A 26,390-nucleotide genomic window follows, 5' to 3' on the forward strand; every position below is an offset into this window, starting at 1 on the left:
GTGAGCGTTCCGGCAGGCATGGAAGGGGTTGGCGCCAAGATCGCCAACCCCTTCGACGTGGGCTGTCGGTGGAACGAAGTAGTCTTGAGCCCATGCCTGAACGCCGTACCGTCGCACTTGTCACTCTTGGCTGCGCCCGTAACGAGGTGGACTCGGAGGAGCTCGCAGGCCGCTTGGAGGCGGACGGCTGGGAACTCGTCGAGGACGCCGAGGACGCGGACGTCGCCGTCGTCAACACCTGTGGCTTCGTCGACGCCGCCAAGAAGGACTCCGTCGACGCCCTCCTGGAGGCCAACGATCTCAAGGGGCACGGCAGAACCCAGGCCGTCGTGGCGGTGGGCTGCATGGCCGAGCGGTACGGGAAGGACCTCGCCGAGGCCCTCCCCGAGGCGGACGGCGTGCTCGGCTTCGACGACTACGCCGACATCTCGGACCGCCTGCAGACCATCCTGAGCGGTGGCATCCACGCCGCCCACACCCCGCGCGACCGGCGCAAGCTGCTGCCGATCAGCCCTTCGCAGCGGCAGGAATCGTCGGCGGCGGTCGCGCTGCCGGGCCACGGGTCGGCCGTCGACGTCGCCGCGCCCGCGCCCGCGGACCTCCCGGAAGGGCTCGCTCCGGCCTCCGGCCCCCGGGCGCCCATGCGCCGCCGCCTGGACGGCGCCCCGGTCGCCTCAGTGAAGCTCGCCTCCGGCTGCGACCGGCGCTGCACCTTCTGCGCCATCCCGTCCTTCCGCGGCTCCTTCATCTCGCGCCGCCCCTCCGACGTGCTGAACGAGACGCGGTGGCTGGCCGAGCAGGGCGTCAAGGAGATCATGCTGGTCTCCGAGAACAACACCTCGTACGGCAAGGACCTGGGCGACATCCGTCTGCTGGAGTCCCTGCTGCCCGAGCTCGCCGAGGTCGACGGCCTGGAGCGGGTGCGCGTCAGCTACCTCCAGCCTGCCGAGATGCGGCCCGGGCTCATCGACGTGCTCACCTCCACGCCCAAGGTCATGCCCTACTTCGACCTCTCCTTCCAGCACTCCGCCCCCGGTGTGCTGCGCGCGATGCGCCGCTTCGGTGACACCGACCGCTTCCTGGAGCTGCTCGACACGATCCGGGGCAAGGCCCCGCAGGCCGGTGTGCGCTCCAACTTCATCGTGGGCTTCCCGGGCGAGACCGAGGACGACCTGGCGGAGCTGGAGCGGTTCCTGAACGGCGCGCGGCTGGACGCCATCGGCGTCTTCGGCTACTCCGACGAGGAGGGCACGGAAGCGGCGACGTACGACAACAAGCTCGACGAGGACATCGTCGCCGAGCGCCTCGCGCGGGTCTCCCGGCTGGCCGAGGAACTCGTCTCGCAGCGGGCCGAGGAGCGCGTGGGCGAGACCGTGCACGTGCTGGTGGAGTCCATGGACGACGAGGGCGTCCACGGACGCGGCGAGCACCAGGCCCCCGAGACGGACGGCCAGGTGCTGCTCACGAGCGGCGAAGGTCTGAGTGTCGGTCGTATGGTCGAGGCGAAGGTGATCGGTACCGAGGGTGTCGACCTGGTGGCCGAGCCGCTGGCCGGCTCGCTCGCGTGTAGTGAGGAGGCGGGCAGATGACCGGAGCACCGGCATCCGCCGCGGGTGGCCCCTCCCAGGCGGGTGCGACCGGCACGGCGGGTGCGTCCGGCACCGAGACCGGTGCCAAGTCCGCGCGGAGCGGGAAGATCGCGGCGGCGGCCGTCGACCAGGCCAGTCTCTGGAACATCGCCAACCTCCTGACCATGCTTCGCCTACTGCTGGTGCCGGGCTTCGTCGCGCTGATGCTGGCCGACGGCGGGTACGACCCGGCCTGGCGTTCGTTCGCCTGGGCGGCCTTCGCCGTCGCGATGATCACCGACCTCTTCGACGGTCACCTGGCGCGCACCTACAACCTCGTCACCGACTTCGGGAAGATCGCCGACCCGATCGCCGACAAGGCGATCATGGGAGCTGCGCTCATCTGTCTGTCCTCCCTCGGTGATCTGCCGTGGTGGGTGACCGGCGTCATCCTCGGACGGGAACTCGGGATCACGCTGCTGCGTTTTGTGGTCATCCGGTACGGCGTCATCCCGGCGAGCCGCGGCGGCAAGCTGAAGACGCTCGCCCAGGGCATCGCGGTGGGTATGTACATCCTGGCGCTGACGGGGTGGCTGGCCACCGCGCGGTTCTGGGTGATGGCTGTGGCGGTCGCGCTGACCGTGGTGACCGGCCTCGACTATGTGAGACAGGCCATTGTGCTGCGCCGGCAGGGAATCGCCGAGCGCGAGGCGGCGTTGGAGGAGACGGAAGCGTGAATTCCCCGGCCACCGAAGTGGTGCGACTACTCACGGTGAGGGCGGAGACGCTCGCCGTCGCCGAGTCGCTCACCGGTGGGTTGGTTGCGGCGGAAATCACAGCGGCCCCCGGCGCGTCCAAGGCATTCCGGGGCTCGGTGACTGCCTACGCCACCGAGCTCAAGCATGAACTGCTCGGCGTCGACGCCACCCTGCTGGCTGAGCGCGGAGCGGTGGATCCGCAGGTCGCGGCCCAGATGGCGGCCGGAGTGCGCAAGGCGCTCGGTGCCGCCTGGGGCATCGCCACCACGGGTGTCGCGGGCCCGGAGGAACAGGACGGAAAGCCCGTCGGAACGGTCTATGTGGCGGTCGACGGACCCGCCTCGGAACTCTCCGGTGGCGGGAAAGTGGCGTCGTTGCGGTTGAACGGCGACCGGGCGGAAATTCGTATGGAGAGTGTACGGAGCGTACTCGCACTGCTCCTTCAGGAGCTTGCGGGCGAACAGACCGGGAATGAGCGGGCACAGGATACGGAACGGAACGGGGGGTTTTGATGTTTGCAGCCCTGAGTGAACACGACATCGCTCCCCGCACGGCCGCGGCGCAAGGCGGTACGGTGGGGCGTGAAGGATGCGGCTACGCGGTCCGAGGAGGGAGCCACCGATGATTCTGCTCCGTCGCCTGCTTGGTGACGTGCTGCGTCGGCAGCGCCAGCGCCAGGGCCGTACTCTGCGCGAAGTCTCCTCGTCCGCCCGAGTCTCACTCGGCTATCTCTCCGAGGTGGAGCGGGGGCAGAAGGAGGCATCTTCCGAGCTGCTCTCCGCCATCTGCGACGCGTTGGACGTACGGATGTCCGAACTGATGCGGGAAGTGAGCGACGAGCTCGCTCTCGCCGAGCTGGCCCAGTCCGCTGCGGCCACCCCCAGCCAGCCCGTGCCCACGTCGGTACGTCCGATGCTGGGTTCCGTCTCGGTGGCCGGTGTGCCGCCGGAACGGGTCACCATCAAGGCACCCGCCGAAGCGGTGGACGTCGTCGCCGCTTGAGCGTCACCGGCGTTTGCGCTTGAGACGCGCTCGAAGACGAGTCGAGGGCGTTCAGAGAAGTGCGGGAGGCCCCGGCCAGGTTTCTCCGGATCATCCGGAGAGGCGTCGGCCGGGGCTTTCGTGCATCGTGGAGTGACGTGGTTCGCGGTCACCGGTGCCGGTTGTGCGGACGATGCCTCTCTGCGCTGTCGGTGCGCCCGCGCGGTGGGTGACGGAGGTGACCTAGCTTCGGGTTGTTCGGGTTGGTCGGCCTGCTTGTCTCGCTCACCCCGTTCGTCCTGCTCCGGCTGGAGGTGGGTTGATGGCGCGGCCGATAGTGCGGTGGGGGGTGGCCCTGGGGGCCGGGGTGGTGTGGTGGTGGGCCGTGCTGCGGCTGGCCTTCGCTCCCGGCGCGGGGGTGCTGGAGGGCGCGGTCGCCGCCGGAGGGTGGGGGCTGAGTCTGCTGCCGGTGCACTGTGTGCCCAGGGCGCGGGCGGCAGGGGCGCTTGCCGTGGGGCGGTGGCGGGCGGCCTGGGGGGTCACCACGGCATCGCCACTCCGCCGTTCGGACGCAGGATCTGGCCCGTCGTGAAGGACGAGGCGTCGGAGGCCAGATACAGCACGGCGTGGGCGATGTCCTCCGGCTCGCCGACCCGGCCGAGCGGGGACATCCGGGCCATGAGTGCCTCGGTCCGCTCCTGGGCCTCGCCGTGGCGGTCGGTCATGGGGGTGCGGATCCAGCCCGGGGCGACGGCGTTGACGCGGATGCCGTGGCGGCCGACCTCGGTCGCCAGGGTCTTCGTCAGCTGGACGACGGCCGCCTTGGCGGCGCCGTAGCAGAGCAGCCCGGGACCGCCGGTGTCGACGGCGCCGGAGGCCATCGTGACGATGCTGCCCCTGGTCCGGTGCTCCAGCATCAGCCTGGCCGCCTCCTGGCAGGCGTACAGGACTCCCTTGAAGTTGATGTTCAGGACCCGGTCGAGGTCCTCGTCCCGGGTCTCCAGGACCGGGCTGCTGTGCATGATGCCGGCGATCGCCGCCATCACGTCCAGGCGCCCGCAGGAGGCGACGGCCTGGTGGAGCTGGTCGCGGTCCGTGACGTCGAGGTGGTGGGTGTGGGCGGTACCGCCCGCGCTCTTGATCAGGGTCGCCGTCTCGTGCAGGCCCTGCGCGTCCCGGTCCGCGCAGTGCACGGTGGCGCCGGCTTCGGCGAGCAGCATCGCGGAGGCGCGGCCGATACCGCCGGCGGCGCCGGTGACGAATGCGGTGCGTCCGGTCAGGTCGTACGCGCTGACGGTCATGGTGGGACGGTACGAGGGGATCTGACGGGTCGTCAATTAGTCGTACGGTGTGGGGTTCCGGGGCGTCGGGCGGTACCGGGGGCCGGTCCGGTCTGGCATGCCGGGCACCAGTAGGTGGGGCGTTCGCGGGAGCCGTCGCCCTGGTCGGCCTTGCGGACGGGGGTGTGGCAGCGCAGGCACGGGTGGCGGGCGCGGCCGTAGACGAAGAGGTCCTGTCCGCGGCGGCCCGTGGTGGTGCGGACCGGGCGGTCGCGGTTGGCCTCCAGGAGCTTCTTGGCGAGGAGGGGCAGCTTGGCCGCGCGGTCCTCGGGGAGGGCGCCGACGGGGAGCCACGGGGTGACGCCGAGCAGGAAGCAGAGCTCGCTCTTGTACACATTGCCGATGCCGGCGAGGTTGCGCTGGTCGAGGAGCGCCTCGCCGAGGGGGCGGGCGGGGTCCTGGAGGAGGTTGGCGAGGGCGCGGTCCGGGTCCCAGCCGGGGCCCAGGAGGTCGGGGCCCAGGTGTCCCACGGCACGGTGCTCGTCGGTGGTGCGCAGGATTTCCAGGACGGGGAGGCGGTAGCCGACGGCCGTGCGGTCGGCGGTGCCGAGGATCGCGCGGATCTGGTGGGCCGGGCCGCCGGTCCAGCGCTGGTCCGTGGCGTACACCTTCCAGGACCCGTCCATTTTGAGGTGCGAGTGGAGGGTCAGGCCGCCCTCGATACGGGTGAGCAGGTGCTTGCCGCGCGGGGTGACGTCCAGGACGGTCCGGCCCGTGAGGTCGGCCGTGGCGTACTTGGGGACGCGGAGGTCGCTGCGGGTGAGTACCTTGCCGGCGAGGGCGGTGTGCAGTCGGCTCGCTGCCTGCCAGACGGTGTCTCCTTCGGGCATGGGTCAAGGGTGGCACGGGGTGGCGTGGCGTGGCGTGGTGGTCGGGCGCCTCACGGGTCGGGGGGCTGCTGTGGTGTGGCGGGTGCGGGCCGTATGTGGCTTGTCGCGCTGTTCCCCGCGCCCCTGGGTGGGTCTGGACAGCCGTTGGCCCGGAGAGTGTCCGTGGGGCGTCAGGCCCGTAGGCGTAGGCCCCGTGGGGTGGCGATGAAGCCTGATCCCTCCAGGAGGGTGCCGATGGGGGACGTCAGGGCCGGGGTGCCGTTGATGCGTTCCACCGTGACCGTGCCGAGGGAGCCCGCGCGGGCGGCCGTGGCGAGGGCTTCGGCGGCCGACTGGAGGCGGGGGTCGTCGGTGGCCTTGCCGTCCGGGTCCTCCGGCCAGGCCAGCAGGGTCTTGCCGCCGCGCTCCATGTAGAGGGTCAGTTCACCGTCCACCAGGACCACCAGGGAGCCCGCCTTACGGCCTGCCTTGTGGCCCGCGCCGGTCGGGGGCTCCGGCCAGGGGAGGGCGGCGCCGTACGCGTTCGCCGGGTCGGCGGCGGCGAGGACGACGGCGCGGGAGTCGGGGGTGCGGGTCGGGGACCGGTGGGGGGTGACCCGGCGGCCTGCCGGTGGGGCCAGGTCGCCGGGGGAGCGTGGGGCCTCGTCCAGCCAGTCGAAGTCGGCGAAGTCGTCGACGGGGGCGGTGCCGACGGGCGCCTCGAAGCCGTCGTGTGCACCGGGGGCGCCGAAACCGGAGTTCGCGCCCGGCAGGCCGTCTCCCCGGTCGCGGGCGTTGGCCACCGCGCGGAGGCGGTCGACCGCACCGTCCATGGCGAACTGGGCGGCGCCGAGGCCTTCCACGACGTAGCCGCGGCGGGCCTGGCCGGTCTCCTCGAAGGCGGACAGGATGCGGTACGTCGCCGAGAAGCCGCCCTCGACGCCTTCCGCGGAGACCGCGCCCCGGGTCACCACACCATGCCGGTCGAGGAGAGTGCGAGCCAGAGCGTGGGCCCGCAGGGTGGGGTCGGGCTCCCGGTCGGGCAGCAGGGACCAGCGGCCGGCGACCGTGGGCGGGCCGGTGCGGGAGGCGGGGCGGGCGGCGGCCGTGAGCGAGCCGTAGCGGCCGCGCGGGACCGTGCGTTTGGCGCGGTGGGCCGTGGAGCCGGCCGTGCGGCCCGAACCCAGCAGGGAGCGCATCGGGGTGAGCGTGTCGTTGGTCAGGCGGCCGGACCAGGCCAGGTCCCAGACGGCGTCGGCGAGTTGGGGATCGGTGGCGTCGGGGTGGGTGGTCGCGCGGACCTGGTCGGCGATCTGACGGAAGAACAGGCCGTAGCCGCCGGAGAGGGCGGTCAGGACGGACTCGTGGAGAGCCGTCAGCTCCAAGGGGTGCGGTGGTGGCAGGAGCAGGGGCGCCGCGTCGGCGAGATACAGGGACACCCAGCCGTCCTTGCCGGGGAGGGAGCCCGCTCCGGCCCATACCAGCTCGCCCGCGGAGGTGAGTTCGTCGAGCATCGCCGGGGTGTAGTGCGCGACGCGGGACGGCAGGACCAGTTTCTCCAGGGCGGAGGCGGGCACGGAGGCGCCCTGCAACTGCTCGACCGCACGCACCAGTCCGTCGGCACCCCGCAGCCCGTGGCCCGTGCCGATGTGCTGCCACTGGGGGAGGAACTGGGCGAGGGCGGGCGGCGACACCGGCTCCAGCTCGTGGCGCAGGGCGGCCAGGGAGCGGCGGCGCAGTCGGCGCAGTACGGCGGCGTCGCACCACTCCTGGCCGATGCCCGCAGGGTGGAACTCGCCCTGCACGACACGTCCGTTCGCCGAGAGGCGCTGCAACGCGCCTTCCGTGACCGCCACGCCGAGGCCGAACCGGGCCGCCGCGCTCGTCGAGGTGAACGGGCCGTGGGTGCGGGCATGGCGTGCGAGGAGGTCGCCCAGCGGATCCTTGACCGGTTCCGTGAAGGCTTCCGGTACGCCGACCGGCAGCGCTGTGCCCAGTGCGTCGCGCAGGCGGCCGGCGTCCTCGATCGCCGCCCAGTGGTCGGTGCCGGCGATACGGACCTTGATCGCGCGCCGGGCTCGGGCGAGCTCCTGCGCCCACTGCGGCTCCGCGCCCCGCTCGGCCAGCTCCGCGTCCGTGAGGGGGCCGAGGAGACGGAGGAGGTCCGCGACGCTCTCGGCGTCCTTGGCCCGGCGGTCCTCGGTGAGCCACTGGAGTTCTTGTTCCAGCTCGGCCAGCACCTCGGCGTCGAGCAGCTCGCGCAGCTCCGCCTGGCCGAGCAGTTCGGCCAGCAGACGCGAGTCGAGCGACAGGGCCGCCGCGCGGCGCTCGGCGAGCGGCGAGTCCCCCTCGTACAGGAACTGGGCGACGTATCCGAACAGGAGGGAGCGGGCGAAGGGGGACGGCTCGGGGGTGGTGACCTCGACCAGGCGGACCTTGCGGGACTCCAGGTCGCCCATCAGCTCGACGAGGCCGGGGACGTCGAAGACGTCCTGGAGGCACTCGCGGACCGCCTCCAGGACGATCGGGAACGAGCCGAACTCGCTGGCGACCTGGAGCAGCTGGGCAGCGCGCTGGCGCTGCTGCCACAACGGGGTGCGCTTGCCCGGGTTGCGGCGCGGCAGCAGGAGCGCGCGGGCGGCGCACTCGCGGAAGCGGGACGCGAACAGGGCCGATCCGCCCACCTGGTCGGTGACGACCTGGTCGACCTCGCCCTTGTCGAAGACGACGTCCGCGGCGCCCACGGGGGCCTGGTCCGCGTCGTACTCCGTGCCGAGCCTGGCCGGTTCCTGGTCGAGCAGGTCCAGGCCCATCAGGTCGGCGTCGGGCAGCCGCAGGACGATGCCGTCGTCCGCGTGCATGACCTGGGCGTCCATGCCGTACCGCTCGGAGAGCTTGGCGCCCAGGGCGAGGGCCCACGGGGCGTGCACCTGGGCACCGAAGGGGGAGTGGACGACCACGCGCCAGTCGCCGAGTTCGTCGCGGAAGCGCTCCACGACGATCGTGCGGTCGTCGGGGATGTGGCCGCAGGCCTCGCGTTGTTCGTCGAGGTACGCCAGGACATTGTCGGCCGCCCAGGTGTCCAGGCCCGCCGCGAGGAGGCGTGGGCGGGCCTTGTCCTTGGGGAGCGAGCCGACCTCGCGGAGGAACGCGCCCACCGCGCGGCCGAGTTCGAGAGGGCGGCCCAGCTGGTCGCCCTTCCAGAAGGGGAGCCGGCCCGGGACACCGGGGGCGGGGGAGACCAGGACGCGGTCGCGGGTGATGTCCTCGATGCGCCAGGAGCTGGTGCCGAGCGTGAAGACGTCGCCGACGCGCGATTCGTAGACCATCTCCTCGTCGAGCTCGCCCACTCTGCCGCCGCCCTTCTTCGGGTCGGCTCCGGCGAGGAACACTCCGAAGAGGCCGCGGTCGGGGATCGTGCCGCCGGAGGTGACGGCGAGGCGCTGGGCGCCGGGGCGGCCGGTGATCGTGCCGGCGACCCGGTCCCAGACCACGCGGGGGCGCAGTTCCGCGAAGGCGTCGGAGGGGTAGCGGCCCGCGAGCATGTCGAGGACCGCGGTGAAGGCGGAGTCGGGCAGCGAGGCGAAGGGAGCGGCTCGGCGGACCATGGCGAGGAGGTCGTCCAGCTGCCAGGTGTCCATCGACGTCATCGCGACCACCTGCTGGGCCAGAACGTCCAGAGGGTTGGCGGGGACCTTCAGGGACTCGATGGAGCCGGTGCGCATGCGTTCGGTGACGACCGCCGCCTGGACCAGGTCGCCTCGGTACTTCGGGAAGACCACGCCGGTGGAGACCGCGCCCACCTGGTGGCCCGCGCGGCCCACGCGTTGGAGGCCGGAGGCCACGGAGGGGGGCGACTCGACCTGGACGACCAGGTCCACCGCGCCCATGTCGATACCGAGTTCGAGACTGGACGTGGCGACCACCGCGGGGAGGCGGCCCGCTTTGAGGTCTTCTTCGACGAGGGCGCGTTGTTCCTTGGAGACCGAGCCGTGGTGGGCGCGGGCGATGACCGGGGGTGCGCCCTGGGCCGCGCCCGAGCCGCCCATGAGTTCGGCGGGTGCGTGGTGTTCGTCCAGGGTTTCGCCTGTGGCCCGTTCGTAGGCGATCTCGTTGAGGCGGTTGCAGAGGCGCTCGGCGAGACGGCGGGAGTTGGCGAACACGATCGTGGAGCGGTGGGACTGGACGAGGTCGGCGATGCGCTCCTCCACGTGCGGCCAGATCGAGGGGCGTTCCGCGCCCTCGGTGCCGTCGGCCACCGGGGAGCCGCCCAGTTCGCCCAGGTCCTCGACGGGGACCACGACGGACAGGTCGAATTCCTTGCCGGATTTCGGCTGGACGATCTCTACCTTGCGGCGAGGGGAGAGGTAGCGGGCGACCTCGTCGACCGGGCGGACGGTCGCGGAGAGGCCGATGCGGCGGGCCGGCTTGGGGAGGAGCTCGTCGAGGCGTTCGAGGGAGAGGGCGAGGTGGGCGCCGCGTTTGGTGCCCGCGACGGCGTGCACCTCGTCGAGGATCACCGTTTCGATGCCGGTCAGCGCGTCGCGGGTGGCCGACGTCAGCATCAGGAACAGGGACTCCGGGGTGGTGATCAGGATGTCCGGGGGGCGCGTGGCCAGGGCCCGGCGCTCGGCGGCGGGGGTGTCGCCGGAGCGGATGCCGACCTTGACCTCGGGCTCGGGGAGGCCCAGGCGGACGGATTCCTGGCGGATCCCGGTCAGAGGGCTGCGGAGGTTGCGCTCCACATCGACCGCGAGGGCCTTGAGGGGGGAGACGTAGAGGACGCGGCAGCGTTTGCGCGGGTCCGCGGGTGGGGGTGTGGAGGTCAGTTGGTCCAGGGCGGCGAGGAAGGCGGCCAGGGTCTTGCCGGAGCCGGTGGGGGCGACCACCAGGACGTCCGAGCCCTCTTTGATGGCGTTCCACGCGCCGGCCTGGGCCGCGGTGGGCGCGTCGAAGGCTCCCGTGAACCAGCCGCGGGTGGCGGGGGAGAAGCCGTCCAGGGCTCCGCGTGCGTCGCTGACCATGTGTCCATCCTGCACCCGGGTACTGACAAACGGGTCTGACCTGTGGTTTTCCCTGGTGCGGGTGCGTCTCGTATGCCTGCGGCGGCCTGTGCGGCTTTGGTGGGGGTTCGCGTTGCGCACGACGGTCGGATTGGGGGTCGGTGCCGCACCGGGGGGTGTCCGTCCTCGGTCGGGCGGTGCTGTGGGCTGGGGATGTGCGGTTGGTCGGTCGCCCGACGCTGCGGGCGGACACCCCCCGGTACGTCCCCTTCTCGCCGTTGCGCGAGCGCGGCGCTGTGGGGGTGCGCGCCTGCGCCGTTGCGCGCCGCGGGGGTGAGGGGTCAGGCGGACAATGGGGCCATGGCGGGTTCTCGTGAGCGAGCGCGGCACTGGCGGTACGCCGAGTTGCCGGGTGTGGATCTGCTGCAGGCCCGGTATGTGCGGAAGAACTTCGTGCGGCACACCCACGAGAACTTCGTGATCGCCGCCATCGCCGATGGGGTGGAGGTCTTTCACTATCGGGGTGCCGATCGGTATGCGGGGGCAGGGTCGCTCGCGCTGGTCAATCCCGACACCGCGCATACCGGGCGGGCGGGGGTGCCCGAGGGGTGGCGGTACGGGGCGCTGTATCCGTCGCCCGAGGTGGTGGCGGAGATCGCCGGGGAGACCACGGCGATCCGCGGTACCCCGGGGTTCGTCAGCCCGGTCCTCGACGATCCCTGTGCCGCTGGGCTCGTGCATCGGGTGCTGCGGGCCGCGGACGAGGGGAACGCGCTGGCCGCCGACACCTTGCTGCGGGTCGCCGTGACCCGGTTGCTGCGGCTCAACGGTGGGGCGTTGCCGGAGCGGGAGGTGCGGACGGCGGGGGCGCGGGTCGCGGCACGGGCGCGTGCTGTGCTGGAGGAGCGGATGGTCGCGCCGCCGACCCTGGAGCGGCTGGCCGCGGAGCTCGGTGCCGGTCCGTTCGCGTTGCTGCGGGCCTTCCGGGACGCGTACGGGATGCCGCCGCATGCGTGGCTGACCGATGCGCGGGTGCGGCGGGCCCGGCGGCTGCTGGACGCGGGGACCTCCCCGGCCGAGGCCGCCCTCGCCGTGGGGTTCACCGATCAGCCGCATCTGAACCGGCACTTCACCCGGATCGTCGGCGTGCCTCCCGGGGCGTATCAGCGCGAGCGCAAGAACGTACAAGACGGCGGGCAAGGGCTGGTCCTACCGTCCGATGCGTGGCAGAACAGACAGCTCTCCCGGACTCACGCGCCGACGACGGAGGAAGGCCGGACGCCGCCGTCGTACGGGACGCCCTCGGCGTCGGGGTCGCCGTAGGACTCTCGGGGTTCGCCTTCGGGGTGACCTCGGCGGGCAGCGGGCTCACGCTGCCGCAGACCTGTGCGCTCAGTCTCCTGGTGTTCACCGGGGCGTCCCAGTTCGCGCTCGTGGGGGCGCTCGCCGCCGGTGGCAATCCGCTCACCGCGGCCGCCGGCGCGTTCTTCCTGGGTGTGCGCAACGCGTTCTACGGACTGCGCCTTTCGCAGTTGCTCGCGCTTCCGCGCGCGGTACGGCCCTTTGCCGCCCAGTGGGTCATCGACGAGACGGCGGCCGTCGCGCTGGCCCAGCCCACCCGGCGCAGCGTGCGCATCGGGTTCGCCGTCACGGGACTCAGCCTGTACGTGCTGTGGAACCTCACGACTCTGCTCGGTGCGCTGGGGGCCGAGGCGATCGGCGACACGGACGCGTGGGGCCTCGATGCGGCCGGGCCCGCCGTGTTCCTGGCGTTGCTCGCGCCGATGCTCAAGACCGCCACCGAGCGTGCCGTCGCCGGGCTCGCCGTCCTGTTGGGGCTCGGTCTGCTGCCTGTGCTGCCCGCCGGGGTGCCTGTCCTGGCGGCCGCTCTCGCGGCGCCGTTCGTGCTGTGGGTCCAGGGACGTCGTAGGAGGAACCGGTGAACGTCTGGATCGCGATCGGTGTCACCGCGCTCGGTTGCTACGCCGTCAAGCTCGTCGGGCTGCTCGTCCCCGCGGGTGCCCTGGAGCGGCCTCTCGTCAGGCGGCTCGCCGCTCTGCTGCCGGTGGCCCTGCTTGCCGCGCTCACGGCTCAGCAGACCTTCGCCGACGGGCGCGACCTCGTGCTGGACGCCAGGGTCGCGGGGCTTGCGGCGGCCGCGCTCGCGCTGGTGCTGCGCGCCCCCTTCCTGCTCGTCGTCGCGGCGGCCGTGGTGGTGACCGCGGGCGTGCGGGCCATCGGGTGAGGACAGCCGGTCGAGCGGGCCGTCGCGTCGAGATCAGCCGATCGAGCGGCCGTACGCCCTCAGGGCGCGCAGTGCCTCGATCGTCGCTATGGGGCGGGCCTCCAGGGCCGCGCTCGGGGCCCACTGGCGCCGGCGGACCGGCCAGCCGCCGTCCTCCTGCTGTTCGCCCGTGAGGAAGTCCAGGGAGCGCTCCATCTCCTCGTCCGTGAACCACGCGCGCGCGAGCGAGTGCGGGGTCTTCGCGTAGTCGTGCGGGAAGTGGTGCTCGCCCGGGGCGTAGCCGGGCGACACCGGGGAGGAGTCGAGGCGCTCCGGGTCCAGTGCCGCGAGGCGGTGCTCGCGCACCAGCCGGCCGAGCCGGTCGGCGGCCGCCTCCGCGCGCGGACGGTCGGGAGCGGAGTCCAGGAAGCCCACGGCGGCCTGCACCTCGTACGGGTGCGACTCGCGCAGGGACTCGACCGCGTGCCAGCAGAAGTCCGTGGCCCGGAACAGCCAGGCGTGCCACACCTCGTTGCGGTGCAGCAGGCCCACCACCGGGCCGGTGGCGAGGAGCTCGCTGGGCGGGTCGTCCACGATCGGGATGAACGGGGCCGCGGGATAGCCGCGCTGGCTGGGACGGATCGTCGGCAGGGCACCGTCCGGGGTGGAGACCGAGGTCAGATAGCGGCAGACCCGTTCCACGCGCTGTCCGCCGCAACGGCCGATGGCGTCCAGGACGCGCAGCGCGTGACCGGCGTGCAGCGGCTGGCTGACCGGGCCGCGCAGGTCGGGCTCCAGCGCGTGGCCGTATCCGCCGTCCTCGTTGCGGTAGGCGTCCAGCGCGGTCTCCACCGGGTCGGCGTTCCCGTTCAGGAAGTGGTGTGCGAAGAGGCGCTGTTCCAGCACGCGCGCGGTGAGCCAGACGAAGTGCTCGGCGCGCAAGAGCGGGGAGTGCGCCGGGGGCGTCGGGGGGAGTGGGGAAGCTCCTGTTTCGGCCATGCGTCAGACCGTAGGACGGAAAGCGTTCTCGGCAAGCGGTCCCGGCCGAGGCCCACTCTCAGGGGCGGGATACTGGTGTCATGCGGTTGACGGTCTTCTGGCAGCGGATGGCGGAGCACTTCGGTCCGGGCTCCGCCGAGACCTTCGCGCGTGACCACGTCATGGCGGAGCTCGGCGGGCGCACGGTGTACGAGGCGTTGGACGGTGGCTGGGAGGCCAAAGACGTATGGCGTGTGGTGTGCGGCGTCATGAACGTGCCACAAGAACAGCGCTGACCGGTCACTGAGATCGGAGGGGGGCGGCGCATTGTCGGCCGCGTGGGCGAAACTTGCTCCGTGGCACCCACCGACGAGACCGACGAGGTCCCCCAGCACGCGTCGCCGTTCGGCACGACGCCGCCCACCCGGCCCCCGGCCGACGGACCCACCGGGGCGAACTCGCGCATGCCACGCTGGATTCCGCGTGCCGTGGTGCTGACGCTCGCCCTCTATGCCGCCTTCCAGTTGGGCACGTGGGCCTTCCACCAGCTCACCGGGCTGCTGATCAACATCCTCATCGCGTTCTTCCTGGCCCTGGCCATCGAACCGGCGGTGAGCTGGATGGCCTCGCGCGGGGTGCGCCGGGGGCTGGGCTCCTTCCTCGTCTTCCTCGCCGTGCTGATCGTGTCCGCGGGCTTCGTGACCCTGCTCGGCACCATGCTGGCGAACCAGATCATCAAGATCGTCGAGGATTTCCCCGCCTACATCGACTCCGTCATCAACTGGATCAACACGCATTTCCACACCGAGCTGAAGCGGGTGGACGTGCAGGAGGGGCTGCTGCGCTCCGACTGGTTGCGCAATTACGTGCAGAACAGCGCCACCGGCGTCCTGGACGTGTCCGCCCAGGTTCTCGGCGGGCTCTTCCAGCTGCTGACGATCGCGCTGTTCTCGTTCTACTTCGCCGCGGACGGCCCGCGACTGCGCCGAGCGCTCTGCTCGGTCCTGCCGCCCGCCAAGCAGGCGGAGGTGCTGCGGGCCTGGGAGATCGCCGTCAACAAGACCGGCGGCTATCTGTACTCACGCGGCCTGATGGCGCTGATCTCCGGTGTCGCGCACTACATCCTGCTCCAGGCCCTGGGGGTGCCCAACGCGCCCGTGCTCGCCGTCTGGGTGGGGCTGGTCTCGCAGTTCATTCCGACGATCGGTACGTATCTCGCGGGCGCCCTGCCGATGCTGATCGCCTTCACGGTCGATCCCTGGTACGCGCTGTGGGTGCTGATCTTCGTCGTGATCTACCAGCAGTTCGAGAACTACGTGCTCCAGCCCAAACTGACCTCGAAGACCGTGGACGTCCACCCTGCCGTCGCCTTCGGCTCGGTCATCGCCGGTACCGCCCTCCTCGGTGCGGTGGGTGCGCTGATCGCCATTCCGGCGGTCGCCACGCTGCAGGCTTTCCTGGGGGCGTATGTGAAGCGGTACGACGTCACGGACGACCCCCGGGTCCACGGCCACCGCCTGTCGGATTCCAACCTCTTCACACGAGCGCGTGCGCTGTGGACGAGGCGGTCGGGAGAACGGGACTCGACGGACGACTCCTCCTGAGAGGCGTGCCTGTCAGACCCGCGCGGCCTTTCGCAGCGTGGCGACGGCCCCGGCGACGACCAGCCCGGCGAGAGCGATGATTTCGGCGCCGGTCGAGACGATGAGCGCGGTGTCCCCCGACGCGAGGTGGTCGCCGGTGTCCGGGGTCAGGAATGCGCCCGCGCCGATGAACAGGCCGACCGTGAGAGCGAGCCCCGTCGTCCAGCGGTTGGTGCGCCGGAACAGCAGACCCGCTGTCACCAGGGGGATGACGAGGCCCGGCGGGACGGCCGGGTAGTCCGCACCGGCGGCGATCTGGCCTGCGATGGACGCGGCCAGCAGGAGCAGGGCGGCCAGGATGGCGGTGACGGCGGGAGTGCGTGTCGGCATGGTGCCCTCCTCGGAGGGCTTCACGGGCTCGTAGGTGCTCTTGGTGGTCTCCATGACCCAAGGCTCGCGAAGCGAGCCCGTCCCGTCGTCGTACGGCCGGAGGCACCGGTCGTACGACGGGGGAAGCACGCCGGCCCGGAACCCCGGGCGGCGTGCCGGGCCGCGCTGCACCGGACGACCCTCAATAGGCCCGCCCCGGCGGGGTATTCGGAAGCGACAGCGGTATTTCGTCGACTTCGAGGAGGTACGTGCCGTGCGCGCCTTCAAGCGCTTACTCGACCGCAGTCTCACCGCGCAGGCGGTCCTGATCTTCCCGCTGCTCGTGGGGCTCGCCGCCCTGTTCCGGCGGCACGAGAACCCGGTCTGGTGGGTGGTTCAGGCCGCGCTCTGCACCGCCATCACCCTTGGGTTCCTGGCCGCGCAGCGTCGCAGGGCCGGCCGTGCCACCGGCACCGACGCGCGCGGAGTCGCCGAGCTGAACCGCAAGCTCCGGCACAGTGAGGTGCCCAGGGCGCCCGAGGAGCGGGCCACCATGCGACGGCTGATCGACGCGGAACTGGGACGGGTGGAGCGGGGCGGCCGGTGGCTGCCGTACTGGCTGGGTTTCATGGGGCTGATCGCGATCGGCACACTCGCTCTCGGAGTGAGCGCCGGTGCGTGGATCCTTCCGCTGGTCATCGCGATCGGTGTGGTGGGGTTCTGCTGGTGGGTGCTCTGGGCGCGCCGCCGCTTCATCGACCGCTGCCACCACATGCGGTCGGCCCTGCAGAGCTAGCTTCACAACGCCGCCACACATACCACCCGGCAGTGCCGCGTGGTGCGCTTGACACGAAAATCGAACATCCATTCTGATGGGAGTTCCGGTGAGGCGCACGGTGGGTGTTTCGGCACGGTTTCGGTGGAGAAGTGACCGAGTTATCCACAGGCCGGACGGGCGTCGGGGCCCATTGTCAGTGGCAGGCGTTAGCGTCTTTGACGTGAAGCGATCGACTCAAGCAAATCGGGTGGAACCCATGGCAGGAACCGACCGCGAGAAGGCCCTGGATGCCGCTCTCGCACAGATTGAACGGCAATTCGGCAAGGGCGCGGTGATGCGTCTGGGTGAGCGGCCGAACGAGCCCATCGAGGTCATCCCCACCGGGTCGACCGCACTCGACGTCGCCCTTGGCGTCGGCGGCCTGCCGCGTGGCCGTGTGGTGGAGGTGTACGGACCGGAGTCCTCCGGCAAGACCACGCTGACGCTGCACGCGGTGGCGAACGCGCAGAAGGCCGGCGGCCAGGTCGCCTTCGTCGACGCAGAGCACGCCCTCGACCCCGAGTACGCGAAGAAGCTCGGCGTCGACATCGACAACCTGATCCTGTCCCAGCCGGACAACGGCGAGCAGGCCCTGGAGATCGTGGACATGCTGGTCCGCTCCGGCGCCCTCGACCTCATCGTCATCGACTCCGTCGCGGCCCTCGTCCCGCGCGCGGAGATCGAGGGCGAGATGGGTGACAGCCACGTCGGTCTGCAGGCCCGTCTGATGAGCCAGGCCCTGCGGAAGATCACCAGCGCGCTCAACCAGTCCAAGACCACCGCGATCTTCATCAACCAGCTCCGCGAGAAGATCGGCGTGATGTTCGGCTCCCCGGAGACCACGACCGGTGGCCGCGCGCTGAAGTTCTACGCCTCGGTGCGACTCGACATCCGCCGCATCGAGACCCTGAAGGACGGCACGGACGCGGTCGGCAACCGCACCCGCGTCAAGGTCGTCAAGAACAAGGTCGCGCCGCCCTTCAAGCAGGCAGAGTTCGACATCCTCTACGGGCACGGCATCAGCCGCGAGGGCGGCCTGATCGACATGGGCGTGGAGCACGGCTTCGTCCGCAAGGCCGGCGCCTGGTACACGTACGAGGGCGACCAGCTCGGCCAGGGCAAGGAGAACGCGCGCAACTTCCTGAAGGACAACCCCGACCTGGCCAACGAGATCGAGAAGAAGATCCTGGAGAAGCTGGGCGTCGGCGTACGGCCCCAGGAGCCGACCGCCGAGCCGGGCGCGGACGCCGCGGTCACCGCCACGTCGGACGACGCCGCGAAGTCGGTGCCCGCTCCGGCGGCCAAGGCCGCCAAGCCCAAGGCCGCGGCTGCCAAGAGCTGACCCCGTGACACGACGAACCGACTGGGCCGAGTACGCCCACCAGGACGCTCCGCGCGAGCGGGGCGGGGCAGGCGACGGGGGATTCTCCGGGCCGGGCGGCGATGCGTACGGGGACGATGCGGGGCGCGGTGCGCACGGGGGACACGGTCGCGCCGCGTCGTACGGCACCGGGGGAGCGTTCGGCGACGACCGGATCCACGGCGCCGGGCAGCCGTACGGCCCTGACGCGCCGTACGACGAAGAGCCGGGCGACGGCTCGGTGCCGTCCGGCGGCGGTTCCCGGCGTGGGCGCGGTGGCGCCCGTGGGGGCCGTGCGGCTCGTGGCGAGGGCGGTTCCCGTGGGCGTCGGCAGCGACGCGGCGGGGAGCCGTCCGGTGCGGACGAAGGCGCTCCCTCCTCGTCGAGGGCCGGGCAGGGGGAGTCTTCAGGGGACCCGGTCGAGCGGGCACGGGCTATCTGTCTGCGCCTGCTCACCGGGACCCCGCGCACGCGGAAACAACTCGCGGACGCCCTGGCCAAGAAGGAAATCCCGGACGAGGCGGCGCAGGAGGTGCTGTCGCGGTTCGAGGAGGTCGGGCTGATCAACGACAGTGCGTTCGCCGAAGCCTGGGTGGAGTCCCGGCACCACGGCCGGGGACTGGCCCGGCGCGCCCTCGCCCAGGAGCTGCGCACCAAGGGTGTGGACTCGACGCTGATCGACGTGGCCGTCTCGCAGCTCGACTCCGAGCAGGAGGAGGCGACCGCGCGCGACCTCGTCGCCCGCAAGCTGCGCTCCAGCCGTGGCCTCGACCGCGACAAGCGACTGCGCCGCCTCGCGGGCATGCTCGCCCGCAAGGGGTATCCCGAGGGCATGGCCCTGAGGGTGGTCCGGCAGGCGCTCGAAGAGGAGGGCGAGGACGCGGAGTTCCTCGACGAGGGGTTCTGAAACCGGGGGCTGGGCCCGGCGGGCTCTGGAACGGACGCCGGCGGGGCGAAGACGTCGAGGGCGGGGACCCGGTCGCCGCGATCCGGGTCCGCCTCGTCATCGAAGCCGAAGGCAGCGCTGCCGCCGCCCCGCTCCCCTGCGAACCCGAGATCGACTGAGGTCCGGCCCCTACGACGCCACGGGCAGACCCGAGGCCTTCCACGCCTGGAACCCGCCCACCAGATCCGTGGCCCGGCGCAGCCCCAGCCGATGCAGCGACTCGGCCGCCAGACTCGAGGCGTAACCCTCGTTGCAGATCACCACGATGCGCAGATCGTGGCCCGTGGCCTCGGGTGCGCGATGGCTGCCCCGCGGGTCGAGGCGCCACTCCAGCTCGTTGCGCTCGACGACGAGGGCGCCGGGGACCAGTCCGTCCCGTTCGCGCAGGGCGGCGTAGCGGATGTCGACCAGCAGCGCCTCCCCGCGCCGGGCGGCGTCGTACGCCTCCCGGGCCTCGACCCGCTCATAGCCCGCGCGGACCCGCTCCAGCAACTCGTCGATGCCGACCGGGAGTTCGCCCGATCCGTTCCCGAGGCCGCCCACTCGCTGCCCCTCCCGCGTGCCCGAGCCGCTCACTGCCAGTCCTCCGGGCGCTCGACGTGCTCCAGGCGCAGTACCTGTCCGGTGCGGCTGTAGCGGCGGATCTGCGGCAGGGGCGGGTAGTAGGCGTGGACGGAGATCGCGTGCTCGGCGGTGGACTCGTTGAGCACCTCGTGGACGTGGTGCTGCCCGAAGGAGCGGCCCTTGCCCGCCGTGAGCCTCCGCTCCCGGTCGATGCCGTCGGCGAGTTCCAGGGTCTGCCAGCCGTCCGCGGGGAGCCGGGCGCTGAGCGAGTTCTCCTTGAGCTCACCGGAGGCCGTCACGAAGGCGCCGACGGACTCGGCGTGGTCGTGCCAGCCGGTGCCCGTACCGGGCGGCCAGCCGATCAGCCAGGCCTCGCTGCCGCCGGGCCCCTCCAGGCGCACCCAGGTGCGGCCCTCGGGGTCGAGCGGGAGCGAGGAGATCAGCTCGGTATCGGCGGCGATCCGCCGTACGAAATCGAGGAGTTCCGCCTGCGTCGGCGTGGAAACGGCGGACACAGAAGGGGAGACAGACACGGGCACCGTCCTGATGAGCGTTCGCGGGAGGCGCGCGGCAGCACCGAAGCGGCGCGCGCTGGAAAAGAGGGAGGCGAATTCAGCAGGACACGCGACACACGCAGCCCGCATAGCGGACGAGGTCCATATGGACCCTCCGCCACAGGCGCACACAGGTGTCGGTCACGATCCGGAGTACACCATGACGGTGCAGGCCGGTCAACTCACTGTCACGATGTGGACCTCACGGTGACGGTGCGTACGGCAGCCACTCACCGCGTGGCCCGGCCCGTGACCTCGGGCCGGGCCATCCGCACCACTCGGACTCGACCCCGCGACGACCGCGGCCCGAGCCGTCCGGCACCGTCGACGCGAGCCGGATTCCGCTCCCGTACGAGCTCCCCGGCGCCGTCAGCGCGCCCCCGCTCCTGCCTCCGCCTCCGTCTTCGCCGGGCCGCCCAGCGTCGCCTCGGCGGCCGCGTAGAGATCGGCGGGCCGCACGCCGTTCAGCGCGGTCACCAGGTGACCGTCGGGCCGTACCAGCAGCACCGTGTGGGCCGCCGCGCCCGGATAGCTCTCCGCGACCAGCAGCTCGGCCGGATGCGGCAGCGCCGTCACCGCGGCCGCGAGGCGGGGCATGAGCCCGGCGCCCACCCAGTGCTTGCGCTCCCACACCCCGGTGCCCGGCGCGATCAGCACCACGAGCAGCGCCCCACGACCGAGCCGGTCTCGCAGTCCTACGAAGGAACCGTCCTCGGCGGTGACCCGGACATCGGCGACCGGCGCGCCCGGCTCGGTGTCCACCGGGACCTCCGCCTCCAGATGCCGCGGCGCGAGCGGCGAGGTGGCGTACGCCCCCGGCGCACCGAGTGCCCCGCGCCCCAGGTGACCATCCGTGAGCAGCGCGTCGTGGCCGCGTGCAGAACCCGGGACGACGGCCCGCAGCCCTCCGCCGCCGCGTACCAGCGGCAGGGCCTGGTCGGCGGCGCGCAGCCGGGCAGCGACGACCGCGCGCCGCTCGGCCTGGTAGCTGTCGAGCAGCGCCTCGTGCGGCCCGTGATGCCAGGCCAGGGCCAGCTTCCAGGCGAGGTTGTCGGCGTCCCTGAGCCCCTCGTCGAGCCCCTGCGTGCCGAGCGCCCCGAGCAGATGCGCCGCGTCCCCGGCGAGGAACACCCGCCCGACCCGCCAGCGGCGCGCGAGACGGTGGTGCACGGTGTGCACGCCGGTGTCGAGGAGTTCGTACGGCGGTGTCGGGCCGCCCGTCCAGCCGGCGAGGGTCTCCCGGATCCGGGCCACCAGGAGCTCGGGGGTGACCAACTCCTTGCCGGGCGGCAGCAGCCAGTCGAGGCGCCAGACGCCGTCCGGGAGGGGCCGTCCGATGACCTCCCCGGCCGAGGGCCCGGTCGTCCGCCACGGAGGCATCCGATGGAGCAACGCCTCGTCCTCCCACGGAAGTTCCGTGCGCAGCGCGGCGACGGCGTGGCGCTCGACCGCCGTACGGCCGGGGAAACGGATGTCGAGGAGCTTGCGGACCGTCGAGCGGGGGCCGTCGCAGCCGACCAGGTGACTGCCGCGCCACCACGTGCCCTTGGGGCCGCGGGTGTGGGCGGTGACTCCGGAGGGCTCCTGCTCGACGGTGTCGAGACGGCTGTCCACGGAGACCTTGACCAGTCGCTCCTCGGCGCAGGCCTCGCGCAGGGCGCCGGTCAGCTCGTGCTGGGCGATGTGCAGCGGCGCCGGCTCGACGTCGTCGAAAGTGACCTCGCGCATCACCTGCTTGCGGCGCAACGACCGCCATCCGGCCCAGTGGCAACCGGCCTCGGAGAGCGGGACGCCGGTCAGGCGCTCCATCAGGGCGGCGGTGTCCTCGCGCAGGACGACGGTGCGGGCGGGACGCGGTTCGTCCTTGCCGGGGCCCTCGTCGAGGACCACGGACGGCACGTCCTGACGGGCCAGCGCAAGGGCGAGCGTGAGCCCGACGGGCCCCGCTCCGGCGATGATCACCGGGTCCACGACGCGGCGCCCCCTGCCCGCGAGAGCGTCCCGAGAGACCTATGTGAACAGGAGGTTGGAGCAGGGTGCACGATCACAGAACGTATGCAACCCATTGCCGGTGCTTGCGTCAAGTGACGGAGGCAGTGGCGATCACGCCACTGCCTCTGCACTGGTCACGGCGCTGCGGCCGTGTCACTCAAGCCTCTTGACTGATCATCACACTCCGCCGCCGGTGTTCTCGCCGGTGCCGAGAGTGCCGGGGATCGCGGCGGGATTGATCTCCGTGTCCTCGCCGAGAACCGCGCCCGTGCTCTTCTTGCTGCGCCGCAGCCGCTGCTCCAGCCAGCTCGCGAAGCTGGTGAGGAGGAAGTTCAGGACGATGAAGATGATCGCGACGACGATGAAGCTGGGGATGACGTTGGCGTAGTTGGCCGCCAGCGTCTGGCGCGAGTTGAGGAGCTCGGGGAAGTTGAGCATCACGCCGCCCAGGGCGGTGTCCTTCACGATGACGACGAGCTGGCTGACGATGGCCGGCAGCATCGCGGTGACGGCCTGCGGCAGCAGGATGCTGGACATCGTCTGGCCCTTGCGCAGGCCGACCGCGTAGGCCGCCTCCGTCTGGCCCTTGGGCAGGGAGAGGATGCCGGCCCGGACGATCTCGGCGAGGACGGAGGCGTTGTAGAGCACCAGGCCGGTGACGACCGCGTACAGCGGCCGCTGCTCGCTGCTGATGTCCGTGGAGCGGACGTAGAGCTCGTTGGCGAACAGCATCAGCAGCAGCACCGGGATGGCCCGGAAGAACTCCACCACGGTTCCGGCCACACCACGTACCCAGCGGTGGTCGGAGAGGCGGGCGATGCCGAAGACCGCGCCCAGCGGGAGGGCGATGACCATGGCGAGGGCCGCGGCCTTCAGTGTGTTGGCGAGACCTGGCAACAGATAGGTCGTCCAGGCCTGTGCGGTGGTGAACGGCTCCCAGAGGCTCCACTCGAGCTGGTTCTTGTCGTCCATGACCTGCCAGACCCACCACAGCAGGAGGGCGAGCAGGACGAAGAAGACCACGGAGATCAGGACGTTGCGCTGTTTGGCGCGGGGTCCGGGGGTGTCGTACAGAACGGAGCTCATCGCTTCACCGCCAGTCGCTTGCTCAGCCATCCGAGGAAGAGGCCGGTCGGCAGGGTCAGGACGACGAATCCGAGGGCGAAGACGCCGCCGATGGCGAGCGTCTGGGCTTCGTTCTCGATCATCGTCTTCATCAGGGCGGCGGCCTCGGCCACGCCGATCGCGGCCGCCACGGTCGTGTTCTTGGTGAGGGCGATCAGTACGTTGGCCAGCGGGCCGATGACCGCACGGAAGGCCTGCGGCAGCACGATGAGCCGCAGGACCTGGCTGAAGTTCAGCCCGATGGCGCGTGCCGCCTCGGCCTGCCCCACGGGGACGGTGTTGATGCCGGAGCGGATCGCCTCGCAGACGAAGGCCGCCGTGTAGACGATGAAGCCGAGGACCGCCAGCCGGAAGCCCTGGACGTCGAAGTCCTTGGAACCCATGGTCACGCCGAAGGTGTCGGCGAGACCGAGCGAGGTGAAGACGATGATCACCGTCAGGGGGGTGTTCCGGACGATGTTCACGTAGGCGGTGCCGAACCCGCGCATCAGCGGGACCGGGCTGACCCGCATCGCGGCCAGCAGGGTGCCCCAGATCAGGGAGCCGAGGGCGGAGATGGCGGTGAGTTTCACCGTCATCCAGAACGCCGCTAGGACGTCGTAACCATCAAGAAAGTCGAACACGATCTCCCGCGCTTCCGGGTGTCTGGGGTACGTGGAGGGGCGCGGCGCGCCGCCGCCCTGATCGCGGCGGGCGGCGGCGCGCCAGTGGATCCCGGTGTTACTTGACGATCACGCCGATCTTCGGGGCGGGCTCGTTCTTGTACTCGGCGGGGCCGAAGTTGTCCTGGACCGCCTTGTCCCAGGCCTTGTCGGCGACCATCTTCTCGAGGGCCTTGTTGATCTTGTCCAGGGTCGCGGTGTCACCCTTCTTCACACCGATGCCGTAGTTCTCGTTGCTCAGCTTGAGGCCGGCGAGCTTGAACTTGCCCTTGTACTGCTCCTGCGCGGCGAAGCCCGCGAGGATCGAGTCGTCCGTGGTGAGCGCGTCCACGGTGCCGCTCTGCAGACCCGAGATGCACTCGGAGTAGCCGCTGACCGTCTTCAGGTTGGCCTTCGGGGCGAAGTCGTCCTTGACGTTCTGCGCCGACGTGGAGCCGGTCACCGAACACAGGTTCTTGCCGTTGAGGTCGGTGGCCTCGGTGATGTCCGAGTCCGCCTTGACCAGCAGGTCCTGGTGGGCCAGCAGGTACGGGCCGGCGAAGTCGACCTTCTGCTTGCGCTCGTCGTTGATCGAGTAGGTGGCGGCGATGAACTTGACGTCACCGCGGGCGAGCGCGTTCTCACGGTCGGCGCTCTTCGTCTCCACGAACTCGATCTGGTCCGGCTTGTAGCCGAGCTCCTTGGCCACGTACGTCGCGACGTCCACGTCGAAGCCGGAGAAGGAACCGTCGGGCTCCTTGAGGCCCAGACCGGGCTGGTCGTACTTGATGCCGATCTTGATCTTGCCGCCGCCGCTGGAGCCCGAGTCGGTGCTGTCGCTGTCGCCGTCGTCCCCACCGCACGCGGTCGCGGTCAGGGAGAGGACCAGCGCAGCGGCGGCCGCGGCGGTGACCTTGCGGAGCTTCATGGTGAACATCCTTTGTGTGATGAGAGATGCGAGCCGTCGAGGCGGGTGACGCGGGTTGTGACGCGCTGTCAGTGGTGCAGGATCTTGGACAGGAAGTCCTTGGCGCGGTCGCTGCGCGGGGCGCTGAAGAACTGGTCCGGCACAGCCTCCTCGACGATGCGACCGTCCGCCATGAACACCACCCGGTTCGCGGCCGAACGGGCGAACCCCATCTCGTGGGTGACGACGATCATGGTCATGCCGTCCCGGGCGAGCTGCTGCATGACCTCGAGGACCTCGTTGATCATCTCGGGGTCGAGCGCCGAGGTGGGCTCGTCGAAGAGCATGACCTTGGGGTCCATGGCCAGGGCTCGGGCGATGGCGACACGCTGCTGCTGGCCGCCGGAGAGCTGTGCGGGGTACTTGTCCGCCTGGCTCGCCACGCCGACCCGGTCGAGCAGGGCGCGAGCCTTCTCCTCGGCCTTCTTCTTGTCCGCCTTGCGGACCTTGATCTGGCCGAGCATCACGTTCTCGAGCACGGTCTTGTGCGCGAAGAGGTTGAAGGACTGGAAGACCATCCCGACGTCGGCGCGCAGCCGGGCCAGCGCCTTGCCCTCCGCGGGCAGGGGCTTGCCGTCGATGGCGATCGTGCCGGAGTCGATCGTCTCCAGGCGGTTGATGGTCCGGCACAGCGTGGACTTACCGGACCCGGAGGGTCCGATGACCACGACGACCTCGCCGCGGGCGATCGTGAGATCGATGTCCTGGAGAACATGCAACGCGCCAAAGTGCTTGTTGACGCTCTTCAGGACGACCAGTTCGCCGGTCGCGGCCACATCTTCCTTGGCCACCGATACTTCGGTCATCGCTATCGGGCTCCGTCCTCCTCGGTTTCGGAGGACAGTAGTGACCCCACGCGACCTGCGTCATTACCTTTGAGGGGAATCTGAGCATCACGATCCGATAGCAATCGGACACGTGTCGTAGCAGTTATGAGCAGGGCGCATATCGGCCGGGTAACGGAAGCGGCTCGCAACCGGAACCCACTTGACGTCGTCCTCTTCCATCGGCGTGACTTCACAAGGTGCACGCGCGCGCGTGCACGCGTTTTTGTACACAGCTAAATCGTACTTTTACCCTCATTTAGATCGTACGGCCGATGAACCGAAGGAGGCCCGGATGAGACTGCTCCTCGTAGAGGACGACAATCACGTCGCCGCCGCTCTGTCCGCGGTTCTGGCGCGGCACGGTTTCGACGTCACCCACGCGCGCAGTGGCGAGGAAGCCCTCCAGGCGCTCGTCCCGGAAGGCGCCGGCTTCGGAGTCGTCCTCCTCGACCTGGGCCTGCCGGACCAGGACGGATACGAGGTCTGTGGCAAGATCCGCAAGCGCACCAGCACCCCGGTGATCATGGTCACCGCCCGCTCCGACGTCCGTTCCCGCATCCACGGCCTCAACCTCGGCGCGGACGACTACGTCGTGAAGCCGTACGACACCGGAGAACTGCTCGCCCGGATCCACGCCGTCAGCCGTCGCACCGCCCACGAGGACCCCGCAGCCGAAGCCGAGGCCGCGCTGCACCTCGGGCCGGTCCGGATCGAGCTGCCGACCCGGCAGGTCAGTGTGGACGGTTCGGTCGTCCAACTGACCCGCAAGGAGTTCGACTTGCTCGCCCTGCTGGCCCAGCGCCCCGGAGTCGTCTTCCGCCGGGAGCAGATCATCAGCGAGGTGTGGCGCACCAGTTGGGAAGGGACCGGGCGGACGCTCGAGGTCCACGTGGCCTCCCTGCGGGCCAAGCTGCGCATGCCCGCCCTCATCGAGACCGTACGCGGCGTCGGCTACCGGCTCGTCGCCCCGTCCTCGTAGCGTGT

27 protein-coding genes are annotated in these 26,390 nt (G+C 71.1%); 14 read left to right on the forward strand and 13 right to left on the reverse strand.

The window, feature by feature from the left end; translation table 11 throughout:
• Positions 1 to 92: 92 nt before the first annotated feature.
• From rimO to ACIOHP_RS39750, 5 genes are all read left to right on the forward strand, one after another.
• On the forward strand, positions 93 to 1,589 hold the full coding sequence (rimO, locus tag ACIOHP_RS39730) for a 30S ribosomal protein S12 methylthiotransferase RimO (RefSeq protein WP_401895108.1): 1,497 nt from the start codon (positions 93 to 95) through the stop codon (positions 1,587 to 1,589).
• Complete coding sequence (gene pgsA / locus ACIOHP_RS39735; RefSeq protein ID WP_361483217.1) at positions 1,586 to 2,305, forward strand: CDP-diacylglycerol--glycerol-3-phosphate 3-phosphatidyltransferase; 720 nt, start codon at positions 1,586 to 1,588, stop codon at positions 2,303 to 2,305. The genes rimO and pgsA overlap by 4 nt, the downstream gene beginning before the upstream one ends.
• Positions 2,302 to 2,838: a CinA family protein gene (locus ACIOHP_RS39740; RefSeq protein WP_401895111.1), complete on the forward strand. Its 537-nt coding sequence runs from the start codon at positions 2,302 to 2,304 to the stop codon at positions 2,836 to 2,838. The genes pgsA and ACIOHP_RS39740 overlap by 4 nt, the downstream gene beginning before the upstream one ends.
• Before the next feature lie 109 nt (positions 2,839 to 2,947).
• Complete coding sequence (locus tag ACIOHP_RS39745) at positions 2,948 to 3,328, forward strand: helix-turn-helix domain-containing protein (protein ID WP_266821377.1); 381 nt, start codon at positions 2,948 to 2,950, stop codon at positions 3,326 to 3,328.
• Between the two features lie 301 nt (positions 3,329 to 3,629).
• On the forward strand, positions 3,630 to 3,899 hold the full coding sequence (locus ACIOHP_RS39750; protein ID WP_266887271.1) for a hypothetical protein: 270 nt from the start codon (positions 3,630 to 3,632) through the stop codon (positions 3,897 to 3,899).
• Here the strand turns inward: ACIOHP_RS39750 and ACIOHP_RS39755 are convergent.
• The 3 genes from ACIOHP_RS39755 to ACIOHP_RS39765 form a co-directional block, all read right to left on the reverse strand.
• Positions 3,847 to 4,608: an SDR family NAD(P)-dependent oxidoreductase gene (locus tag ACIOHP_RS39755; protein WP_401895113.1), complete on the reverse strand. Its 762-nt coding sequence runs from the start codon at positions 4,606 to 4,608 to the stop codon at positions 3,847 to 3,849. The two genes, ACIOHP_RS39750 and ACIOHP_RS39755, sit on opposite strands and share 53 nt — an antisense overlap.
• Positions 4,609 to 4,640: 32 nt before the next feature.
• The gene (locus ACIOHP_RS39760) at positions 4,641 to 5,477 is read right to left on the reverse strand and encodes a DNA-formamidopyrimidine glycosylase family protein (protein WP_401895115.1); all 837 of its coding nucleotides are present in this window, start codon (positions 5,475 to 5,477) and stop codon (positions 4,641 to 4,643) included.
• 170 nt (positions 5,478 to 5,647) lie between these two features.
• Positions 5,648 to 10,480 carry an ATP-dependent helicase gene (locus ACIOHP_RS39765; protein WP_401895117.1) on the reverse strand — a complete coding sequence of 1,611 codons (4,833 nt, stop codon included), beginning with the start codon at positions 10,478 to 10,480 and terminating at the stop codon, positions 5,648 to 5,650.
• A 339-nt stretch (positions 10,481 to 10,819) separates the two neighbouring features.
• On the opposite strand from ACIOHP_RS39765, the gene ACIOHP_RS39770 reads away from it, so the two are divergent.
• From ACIOHP_RS39770 to ACIOHP_RS39780, 3 genes are read left to right on the forward strand one after another with little or no spacing between them, the layout of a single operon-like run.
• Complete coding sequence (locus tag ACIOHP_RS39770; RefSeq protein WP_401895119.1) at positions 10,820 to 11,782, forward strand: AraC family transcriptional regulator; 963 nt, start codon at positions 10,820 to 10,822, stop codon at positions 11,780 to 11,782.
• The gene (locus ACIOHP_RS39775; protein ID WP_401895121.1) at positions 11,683 to 12,402 is read left to right on the forward strand and encodes an AzlC family ABC transporter permease; all 720 of its coding nucleotides are present in this window, start codon (positions 11,683 to 11,685) and stop codon (positions 12,400 to 12,402) included. Before ACIOHP_RS39770 ends, ACIOHP_RS39775 begins: the two co-directional genes overlap by 100 nt.
• On the forward strand, positions 12,399 to 12,704 hold the full coding sequence (locus ACIOHP_RS39780; protein WP_361483195.1) for an AzlD domain-containing protein: 306 nt from the start codon (positions 12,399 to 12,401) through the stop codon (positions 12,702 to 12,704). The genes ACIOHP_RS39775 and ACIOHP_RS39780 overlap by 4 nt, the downstream gene beginning before the upstream one ends.
• A gap of 33 nt (positions 12,705 to 12,737) precedes the next feature.
• Here the strand turns inward: ACIOHP_RS39780 and ACIOHP_RS39785 are convergent, their stop codons facing one another.
• Positions 12,738 to 13,682 carry a hypothetical protein gene (locus tag ACIOHP_RS39785; RefSeq protein ID WP_401895124.1) on the reverse strand — a complete coding sequence of 315 codons (945 nt, stop codon included), beginning with the start codon at positions 13,680 to 13,682 and terminating at the stop codon, positions 12,738 to 12,740.
• A gap of 80 nt (positions 13,683 to 13,762) precedes the next feature.
• On the opposite strand from ACIOHP_RS39785, the gene ACIOHP_RS39790 reads away from it, so the two are divergent.
• Positions 13,763 to 13,957 carry a DUF3046 domain-containing protein gene (locus tag ACIOHP_RS39790; RefSeq protein WP_361483189.1) on the forward strand — a complete coding sequence of 65 codons (195 nt, stop codon included), beginning with the start codon at positions 13,763 to 13,765 and terminating at the stop codon, positions 13,955 to 13,957.
• A gap of 60 nt (positions 13,958 to 14,017) precedes the next feature.
• Entirely contained in the window at positions 14,018 to 15,265 is a 1,248-nt protein-coding gene (locus tag ACIOHP_RS39795) for an AI-2E family transporter (RefSeq protein WP_401895126.1), read from the forward strand.
• A 12-nt stretch (positions 15,266 to 15,277) separates the two neighbouring features.
• Here ACIOHP_RS39795 and ACIOHP_RS39800 read toward each other — a convergent pair whose 3' ends face one another.
• Positions 15,278 to 15,688 carry a hypothetical protein gene (locus tag ACIOHP_RS39800; RefSeq protein ID WP_401895129.1) on the reverse strand — a complete coding sequence of 137 codons (411 nt, stop codon included), beginning with the start codon at positions 15,686 to 15,688 and terminating at the stop codon, positions 15,278 to 15,280.
• A 199-nt stretch (positions 15,689 to 15,887) separates the two neighbouring features.
• Here ACIOHP_RS39800 and ACIOHP_RS39805 point away from each other — a divergent pair, with 199 nt between their 5' ends.
• The 3 genes from ACIOHP_RS39805 (at position 15,888) to recX (ending at position 18,697) form a co-directional block, all read left to right on the forward strand.
• Positions 15,888 to 16,409 carry a hypothetical protein gene (locus ACIOHP_RS39805; protein WP_401895131.1) on the forward strand — a complete coding sequence of 174 codons (522 nt, stop codon included), beginning with the start codon at positions 15,888 to 15,890 and terminating at the stop codon, positions 16,407 to 16,409.
• A 238-nt stretch (positions 16,410 to 16,647) separates the two neighbouring features.
• Positions 16,648 to 17,772, forward strand: a complete 1,125-nt coding sequence (gene recA / locus ACIOHP_RS39810; protein WP_401895134.1) for a recombinase RecA — start codon at positions 16,648 to 16,650, stop codon at positions 17,770 to 17,772.
• A gap of 4 nt (positions 17,773 to 17,776) precedes the next feature.
• The gene (recX, locus tag ACIOHP_RS39815; protein WP_401895136.1) at positions 17,777 to 18,697 is read left to right on the forward strand and encodes a recombination regulator RecX; all 921 of its coding nucleotides are present in this window, start codon (positions 17,777 to 17,779) and stop codon (positions 18,695 to 18,697) included.
• Between the two features lie 168 nt (positions 18,698 to 18,865).
• On the opposite strand, the gene ACIOHP_RS39820 is transcribed toward recX, so the two are convergent.
• The 8 genes from ACIOHP_RS39820 to ACIOHP_RS39855 form a co-directional block, all read right to left on the reverse strand.
• The gene (locus ACIOHP_RS39820) at positions 18,866 to 19,312 is read right to left on the reverse strand and encodes a rhodanese-like domain-containing protein (protein ID WP_401895138.1); all 447 of its coding nucleotides are present in this window, start codon (positions 19,310 to 19,312) and stop codon (positions 18,866 to 18,868) included.
• Positions 19,309 to 19,833 (reverse strand): cysteine dioxygenase, encoded by a 525-nt coding sequence (locus ACIOHP_RS39825; RefSeq protein ID WP_361549362.1) that lies wholly within the window; start codon positions 19,831 to 19,833, stop codon positions 19,309 to 19,311. The genes ACIOHP_RS39820 and ACIOHP_RS39825 overlap by 4 nt, the downstream gene beginning before the upstream one ends.
• A 79-nt stretch (positions 19,834 to 19,912) precedes the next feature.
• A complete protein-coding gene (locus ACIOHP_RS39830; RefSeq protein ID WP_365397949.1) occupies positions 19,913 to 19,999 on the reverse strand; it encodes a putative leader peptide in 87 nt (28 codons plus the stop codon).
• Positions 20,000 to 20,223: 224 nt separating this feature from the next.
• Positions 20,224 to 21,825 (reverse strand): FAD-dependent monooxygenase, encoded by a 1,602-nt coding sequence (locus tag ACIOHP_RS39835; RefSeq protein WP_401895139.1) that lies wholly within the window; start codon positions 21,823 to 21,825, stop codon positions 20,224 to 20,226.
• Between the two features lie 198 nt (positions 21,826 to 22,023).
• Complete coding sequence (locus tag ACIOHP_RS39840; RefSeq protein WP_361549358.1) at positions 22,024 to 22,932, reverse strand: amino acid ABC transporter permease; 909 nt, start codon at positions 22,930 to 22,932, stop codon at positions 22,024 to 22,026.
• Positions 22,929 to 23,594 (reverse strand): amino acid ABC transporter permease, encoded by a 666-nt coding sequence (locus ACIOHP_RS39845; RefSeq protein ID WP_361549356.1) that lies wholly within the window; start codon positions 23,592 to 23,594, stop codon positions 22,929 to 22,931. The genes ACIOHP_RS39840 and ACIOHP_RS39845 overlap by 4 nt, the downstream gene beginning before the upstream one ends.
• A 97-nt stretch (positions 23,595 to 23,691) precedes the next feature.
• A complete protein-coding gene (locus ACIOHP_RS39850) occupies positions 23,692 to 24,540 on the reverse strand; it encodes a glutamate ABC transporter substrate-binding protein (RefSeq protein WP_361549354.1) in 849 nt (282 codons plus the stop codon).
• Between the two features lie 68 nt (positions 24,541 to 24,608).
• Entirely contained in the window at positions 24,609 to 25,385 is a 777-nt protein-coding gene (locus ACIOHP_RS39855; protein WP_327719741.1) for an amino acid ABC transporter ATP-binding protein, read from the reverse strand.
• Between the two features lie 313 nt (positions 25,386 to 25,698).
• Between ACIOHP_RS39855 and ACIOHP_RS39860 the strand changes: the two genes are divergently transcribed.
• On the forward strand, positions 25,699 to 26,385 hold the full coding sequence (locus ACIOHP_RS39860; protein WP_046257015.1) for a response regulator transcription factor: 687 nt from the start codon (positions 25,699 to 25,701) through the stop codon (positions 26,383 to 26,385).
• Positions 26,386 to 26,390: the final 5 nt, after the last annotated feature.

The organism is Streptomyces sp. NPDC087859, assembly GCF_044742595.1.
Classification (GTDB): domain Bacteria; phylum Actinomycetota; class Actinomycetes; order Streptomycetales; family Streptomycetaceae; genus Streptomyces; species Streptomyces canus_F.